A 6,458-nucleotide genomic window follows, 5' to 3' on the forward strand; every position below is an offset into this window, starting at 1 on the left:
CAGGTCGAAAGTTTCCAGCAACCGCAGGACCTGGACGTATTCGCGTCGGCCATGCCGGTTCATACGGGCTTCCATCAGCCGGCGCAACGTTGCGAACTCCTCGGGAAGCTCCCAGCCCTGCAATGGTGCGGCCTGATCCAGCGCGTTGATCTTTTGCTCCAGCAGCGGCAGGTAGTGGATCGGGTCGAAGACGACCTCGTCGCGGTCCCAGCAGCGGGGATGACGGGCGATCACCTCGCCACGGCAGCCGATCACCACGTCGTGGACATAGGCCCGGATCCAGACATCCTGATGACCATAGGCAACCGGCACCGAGTAGTCGTTGGTCTTGTAGCGCACCAGACACTGGGACGAGACACGGCCACTGTCCTGGTCGCAGGCATCAAAGGGCGCAATCGGGAGTGGGCGCATGACCGCCAGATCGCGTTGCAACCGCGCGCCGATCGTTTCGCTTTCGCCGCGCAGGACATCCTGCTGGCGCTTGCGGCATTGCTCCTCCAGCCAGAGGTTGAATGCCTCCCAGCTCGCGAACTCGGGAAGCGGCACCATGAAGTTGCGGCGGCAATAGCCCACCAGACCCTCGACATTCCCTTTGTCGTTGCCTTTGCCAGGGCGGCCGTAGCGGTCCCGGATCAGGTAATGCGACAGGAAGCCGCTGAACAGGGCAGCCCGCTTGCGGGTGCCATCGGGCAGGATCTTCGCCACCAGGCACCGGTCGTTGTCATAGACAATCGACTGGGGGACCGCCCCAAAGAAGGCAAAGGCGTGGATATGGCCGTCCACCCAGGCCTCGGCCACAGCCGCCGGATAGGCGCGGACGTAACAGGCGTCGCTATGCGGAAGGTCCAGCACGAAGAAATGCGCCTTTTGCTCGACACCGCCGATCCTGACCATCGCCTCACCGAAGTCAGCCTGCGCATGTCCCGGTGGATGCGCCAGCGGCACGAACACTTCCTGGCTCCGCCGTTCCCGCTCCCGGATGTAATCCTTGATGATCGTGTAGCCGCCGGTGAACCCGCATTCGTCACGCAGCCGGTCGAACACCCGCTTCGCCGTATGCCGCTGCTTCCGCGGCATGGAGCGATCTGCCTCAAGCCAGCCCTCGATGATCGGGATGAAGAGATCAAGCTTCGGCCGCCTGACTTCGGCCGTCCGTCGGTAACCAGGCGGCACCGAGAACGTCATCATCTTCGCAACCGTATCACGGGAGATGTTGAAGGCCTTCGCCGCCTGACGCTGGCTCATACCCGCCGCGCAGGCCTGGCGAACCCTGAGATATAGTTCCACGCTGAAAATCCTCGCGCCCTCCCTGCTGCCGCAGAAAGGGAAAAGGTGGACGACTTTTACGCCGCCCGCAGCAGCTCCATGCCGCCGCTTCCGTGGCCTAATTTCTCACCGCCGTTCTCATGTGTACTGTTCCGCCAGTTCCTTGAACTTCTCGGCACCCTTTCCCTTGGGAGTGTCGGGCGCAACCACATGACTGAACTTGATAGTGATCTGATCCTGCGCAGAAGCAGGCATGGCCGAAACCAATGCAACAAATGCGGTCGCGGCAATATTCCTGAGATTGAACATGGTTCCTCCTGTTACTCCATGCTGCTGGCAGTCACCATTCGACCGAGGCGATAGCAGGTGGCTGCCGTTCGCGCCCTCCAGGGCCCTCCGAAAACCAGCATTGCAAGGACGAGTGGATAGTTCAAATATATGAACTGTCTACTAGCGATCACATTTTTATATGCGATTGAGTTTGCTTTCTTCGAATAAGAAACCAGATGCCTTTTGCAGTAAGAGCTTTTGCCACTCTGTCGACTTGTCAGCTCTCCGGGCCCCTTCGGTGCCTAATGGATGTTGTGGTGCAGCCTGCGGCAGGATGGCGTCGATGATGGACAGTGCTCGCGCGCCCTAGCCGGTGACCGAGATCGGCACCCAGGTCACGATCTTCTGACGAGCGGCGACCATCGGTTTAGGCGCATGATGGCTGCACATCCTCGATAAGCGGCGGGCGCGATGAGCACGCGACAGGATAGGGTAAGCGGGACCGATTGCACGATGGCACAGCTGGGCCGACGGCAGGTGACGTTTCTGGGAGTGGGGATGCTGACCGCCTGTGCAGCGCCGTCGAAGAGCCCAACCTTCAAGAGATACGCAGGCCCGCCCGTCACCGAGGTCGTGGTCTATAAAGGAGAGCAGCGTCTCAATCTTCTCAGTGGCATTACGGTCCTGAAGTCCTATGACATCGGACTGGGCAACGAGCCAGCTGGCCCCCTGCCCTTCTCCGCGACCGGCCACTCAGTGTGCCGCATCCGCTGGCGGCAGAAGAACCATGCCGACATCGGCCGCAACCGCGAAAATGCGAGCCACATCCGGCGGCCCGTCCAGAGGCTGCGGGGCCGTGGTCGTGTCGGCAACCGGCCTGCCGGTACGGGTAAAGAACGCCTCGTGCATGTGGCCCGGTGCGTTGATGATCAGGATGCGCGCGGGCGTCTCGCCGGCAGCCTGGAAGGAATGCACCGCCCCGTCGGGGACCGAAACAAAGCCGCCCGCCCGAACATGCCGTGTCTCTCCGTCCAGGGTGAACGCGATCTCGCCGTCCAGCACGTAAAAGGCCTCGGTCTCTCCGGCATGGTGGTTGGGAGGCGCGCCCAAGCCCGGCGGCACCACCGCCTCGACCAGGCAGAACTTGCCCATCGTGTCGCCAGGGAAGGCGTGAAACCTGAACAGGATCCCCATTGCTTCATACGTCCGCGCCTGTGTCATGCACTGTTCCTTGCACTGATTGTCACTCATGAGACATACGTCTTATAAGGGTATCGGTGATTCCAGCAAGACATTTGTCTCACGAGGTGACGATGACACAGCGGCAAGATCAGAGGGACAGAACACGCGCGGCCCTGCTGGAGGGCGCGCGCACCATCCTGATGCGCGGCGAGGCACTGTCCGTCACGGCGGCGGCACGCGAAGCAGGCATCTCGAAGGCTTCCGCCTACCGGTACTTTTCCGATCCGGCGCTGCTTGCGGCCGAAGCGGGTTTGCATCTGAAGGCGGCCTCCTATGAAGAGATCGTAGGAAAAGCCGCCACCCTGCGGGACAAGCTGGTGGCGATCAGCCTCTACTGCTTCGACCTCGCGGTGGCGAACGAAGCAGCGTTTCGTACCTACCTCGGCCTGAACTTGCAGGCGGTCGTGCAATCGCAGGACGGCAGGATGCCGCGCCGAGGAGCCCGCCGCATCCAGGCCTTCATGCGCGCGCTGGAAAGTGACAAGGGCATCAGCCCGGAACAGGCGCGCTCCATCGCCGCAGCGCTTGGCATGGCAACCGGGGCCGAAGCGATGATTGCACTATTCGACGTGGCAGACCTCTCCGCAGAGAAGGCCCGTGCCTTGGTCGCGGAAACCGCCCAAGCTATCTGCGACCGGATGCTGCCTTAGAAAACAGAGCATGTTTCTTTCTAACCGCACCTTAGACCATAGCTGCGGATTACTTTAAGATGCTTTGACCTCGCTCACAGTGTCTGGAGATGACGTGTTCTCTGCACTCTTGTTCGGCTCGACCCTGCCGCGGACTTTGCCGTCGGCAACCAGCGAAATAGCGGTAACCACATGCTCTGCTATCTCGTGAAATGGTCTTCAAACGACCGTTTCCTTCTGCCTTCCAGAACTGTATGCAGGCTCCTACGACCCGCCAACACGGAGGTTCCCCATGGCGCTGATCGGCTGTGCCCGGGTCTCCACGGGTGAGCAGACGCTGGACCCGCAGTTCAGGGAGTTGCGCGCCGGCTCTGTCACCATCCATGAGGAGCACAGGCCTCCGGCGCCGACCCCATGCGCCCGGCCTTGGCACGGCTTCCGGCGGCGATCCGGCCCGGCGACCCGCTGGTGGTGGTGTGCCTCGACCGGCTGGCTCGCTCGCCGTCACATCTGCTGGAGGTGATCGAGCGGCTCAAGGCACAAGGGCGCATTTCCGCTCGCTGGGCGACCGATCAACACCACCATGCCGCAGGGCACCTTTTCGCTGCAGGTAATGGGCGCGGTGGCGGAACTCGAACGCGCCTTGATCCGTGAGCGGACCAAGGCGGGGCGGCGCTCGGCCCGCGCCCAGGGCCGGGTCGGCGGCAATCCCCGCCTGCGGGCGGGCGACCGCGAGGCCCTACGCTAGCTGCGGGCCCCACGCGACGACAGCTATTTTCGGAAGCTCGGGGCCACGGGCGATCAATGGCTGCCGCTGCTGCGCCGCCGTCGCTTGGCCATGGCCCGGGAGAATCTGGGCCGCCTGCTGGGTGCCCGCACCAGCCAGACCTGGTCGGTGGAGCGGCTGAAGCGTGCCGGCCGCCGCTATGTCCGCGACGGGCTCTTGCCAAAAACTGTGCTGGACCGTGCCCCGCACCGCATCCCCGACAACCGGCTACTGGCGATTGTCGCCGGCATGCGCCAAGGCGATCCCGAGTTGCCGCTGGCCGGCATCGCCACCCGGCTGGAGGCCACCCGTGAGCGCACCCCCCCGCAGCAACAGCAAGTGGTATCCCTCGACCGTCAGGATGCTGTTGCAGCGCGCGGAAAAGATGGGGTTGGCTGGGGAGAGGTAGTCCTGATGGCCGCTTCAGTGCGCTTCCCCTGCCCTTCTCCTTTCAGCCGATCTGGTCCAGAAGCGCGGTGACCGCGGCTTTCAGTTGGCGACGGTCCACCGTCGAGAAGTCTCGCGGCAGGCGGATCTCCTGCCGGCTGTTTGATGCGGTGCATTTCGCGTTGCCCTGGGGACCCGGGATCTGGAAGGTGGTCTTGGTGCGTCCCTCGGGCCTGCCCCCTGCTTCGCAAAGCAGCGTAGCACGTCCAGTTCGTCCTTGATCGAGCGTGTGTCCCAGTCCTTGAACTCGGCCGCAATGGCTCTGGCGAGGCCAAGATTTCAGGCAGCCGCTGTGGAAGAGACAGGCCGAGCGCCCAGAGGATTTCTTGGGATAAATCAGCATCTCGCCCAAGGCCTGGATCAGAGGGATGATGTTGTGGATACAGCTGCGCTTCTGATAGCCGGCGGACTTGAACAACAGCGCCACGGCCCGATCGGGATCATGTTCGTAGCTCAGCGGGTCCATCGCGTAATGCAGGCCCGGTTGGCCCATCTCGGCGAAGGAAATGTCCTTGCAGACCATGTTCTCATCGATCATACGGCGATACAGCTGTTCCAGCGCACCGCCCTTGGCGACGATGCCGGCCGGGATCCCGTCCCAGCTCTCGGCATCTCCGGTTTCCGCCAGCAGCTTGCCATAGGCGGTCAGGCGGCGCTATCCCTGGAACCGCTCGTGCGTGTCGATGGCGCCTAATTGGATCGGGTCGCAGATGCATCTGCGAACCTTCGCTGCCCTTTTTTGCTCCTCGTCAAAAGCGAAGTTGGCTACGCATGAGATTTGACCGCTCCCCTTTGCGAACTGGATCGTTTCACTTCCTGCCCGCACACGGAACTCCTCACGCAGCTTACCGTTACAGGCACTGCTCCGTGCCTTGCAGCAATAACAGGACACCTCTCATGTCGGGAGGACGGCCAAGATCCGTAGGAAGGGCTGCCCGTTATCAACCGCGCAGTCACGTGCTATTCGGAAAAGGATAGGCGCTCCTATGAGTTCCACTTGCTTCCAATCTCAACGTCACAAGCCAGTCGATGTAGCCCACCTGGCCCATAACTTGAGACCACCAGATGTAGACGTCTTGAACGCATTCAAGATTTCATATTTAGCCGAAGTGCGGCAGGAGAGCAGACTTTCGGGCAACTTGCTTCAGGCGCTCTGCCCAGTTACCAAGCATGGAGCTACGGGAGGCGCTCGGCCGGCGGATTGAGAACGAGCCGGTCATCCAGATTAGAGAGGAAGGAGATGTCAAGCGGGCTCGCAGGTCTTCATCAGCCCCAGCATGACATCGCGTGCCTGGCGACCACCGACGCTCCCGGCGCCGCCTGGGATCTGGAGCTTACCATGCAGGCGCGCAGGTCATTTTCCGAAGCGCCGGTGTAAAGCGAGTTTTCGGATCGCTTCAGCACCTTAGCAGATCGCCCTTTCGCGTGTGCAGGCTGGCCAGCAACTGGCCCAGTTTCTCATATTGGCCGCGCTGCCCGAAGATGTTGTCGAAGCGTTCGGCAAGGATGGAATGCTTCGTCGCATAGGGGTTTTGCTTGCAGATTTTTAGATCGCGGTGGAGGCGACAGGCCGGGATAAGGGAGGACGAAGCTGAACCTGCGCACAGAATTGCCTGATCCTCCGCCACAAAGCCCATCCAGCAGCCCCTCCTGCAAAGGTGCGCTGATCGCCTTGCTATCCGGGCTCCGCCAGCATCCGCGCCGGTAGCAAACAAGCTCGGCCGAGATTGTCAGTTCGCGAACCAGGCTAGTTTCCAGCGCCTAGGGCGTGTTGACGTTTGAGGATTTCCAAACTGGTCGCTGGCTGATTCAAGGCTGCCAAATGGGAGGCAACCTTG

General features: G+C 61.9%; 6 protein-coding genes and 1 pseudogene. 2 read left to right on the top strand and 5 right to left on the bottom strand.

From position 1 onward, the window contains the following. The 3 genes from istA to ACFOM8_RS22140 form a co-directional block, all read right to left on the bottom strand. A partial coding sequence (gene istA / locus ACFOM8_RS22130) for an IS21 family transposase (RefSeq protein ID WP_377764545.1) occupies positions 1–1,287 on the bottom strand: 1,287 nt, incomplete at its 3' end. A gap of 117 nt (positions 1,288–1,404) precedes the next feature. Beyond that, the gene (locus ACFOM8_RS22135) at positions 1,405–1,575 is read right to left on the bottom strand and encodes a hypothetical protein (RefSeq protein ID WP_377764546.1); all 171 of its coding nucleotides are present in this window, start codon (positions 1,573–1,575) and stop codon (positions 1,405–1,407) included. 714 nt (positions 1,576–2,289) lie between these two features. Next, positions 2,290–2,787, bottom strand: a complete 498-nt coding sequence (locus ACFOM8_RS22140) for a cupin domain-containing protein (RefSeq protein WP_377764547.1) — start codon at positions 2,785–2,787, stop codon at positions 2,290–2,292. A 62-nt stretch (positions 2,788–2,849) separates the two neighbouring features. Here ACFOM8_RS22140 and ACFOM8_RS22145 point away from each other — a divergent pair, with 62 nt between their 5' ends. Both ACFOM8_RS22145 and ACFOM8_RS22150 read left to right on the top strand, forming a co-directional pair. Beyond that, on the top strand, positions 2,850–3,428 hold the full coding sequence (locus ACFOM8_RS22145; RefSeq protein WP_377764548.1) for a TetR/AcrR family transcriptional regulator: 579 nt from the start codon (positions 2,850–2,852) through the stop codon (positions 3,426–3,428). Positions 3,429–3,699: 271 nt separating this feature from the next. After that, positions 3,700–4,582: pseudogene (locus ACFOM8_RS22150) on the top strand (recombinase family protein). 42 nt (positions 4,583–4,624) lie between these two features. On the opposite strand, the gene ACFOM8_RS22155 reads toward ACFOM8_RS22150, so the two are convergent. Beyond that, positions 4,625–5,158, bottom strand: a complete 534-nt coding sequence (locus ACFOM8_RS22155) for a hypothetical protein (protein WP_377764549.1) — start codon at positions 5,156–5,158, stop codon at positions 4,625–4,627. Positions 5,159–6,017: 859 nt separating this feature from the next. After that, positions 6,018–6,257 carry a hypothetical protein gene (locus tag ACFOM8_RS22160; protein ID WP_377764550.1) on the bottom strand — a complete coding sequence of 80 codons (240 nt, stop codon included), beginning with the start codon at positions 6,255–6,257 and terminating at the stop codon, positions 6,018–6,020. Positions 6,258–6,458: the final 201 nt, after the last annotated feature.

The organism is Paracoccus angustae (assembly GCF_042648745.1).
Taxonomy (GTDB): domain Bacteria; phylum Pseudomonadota; class Alphaproteobacteria; order Rhodobacterales; family Rhodobacteraceae; genus Paracoccus; species Paracoccus angustae.

Excerpts from the sequence above, each read along its gene's own strand:
- ACFOM8_RS22135 (WP_377764546.1), bottom strand. The coding sequence starts at position 1,575 with ATGTTCAATCTCAGGAATATTGCCGCGACCGCATTTGTTGCATTGGTT.
- ACFOM8_RS22140 (WP_377764547.1), bottom strand. The coding sequence starts at position 2,787 with ATGAGTGACAATCAGTGCAAGGAACAGTGCATGACACAGGCGCGGACG.
- ACFOM8_RS22145 (WP_377764548.1), top strand. The coding sequence starts at position 2,850 with ATGACACAGCGGCAAGATCAGAGGGACAGAACACGCGCGGCCCTGCTG.
- ACFOM8_RS22155 (WP_377764549.1), bottom strand. The coding sequence starts at position 5,158 with ATGATCGATGAGAACATGGTCTGCAAGGACATTTCCTTCGCCGAGATG.
- ACFOM8_RS22160 (WP_377764550.1), bottom strand. The coding sequence starts at position 6,257 with ATGGGCTTTGTGGCGGAGGATCAGGCAATTCTGTGCGCAGGTTCAGCT.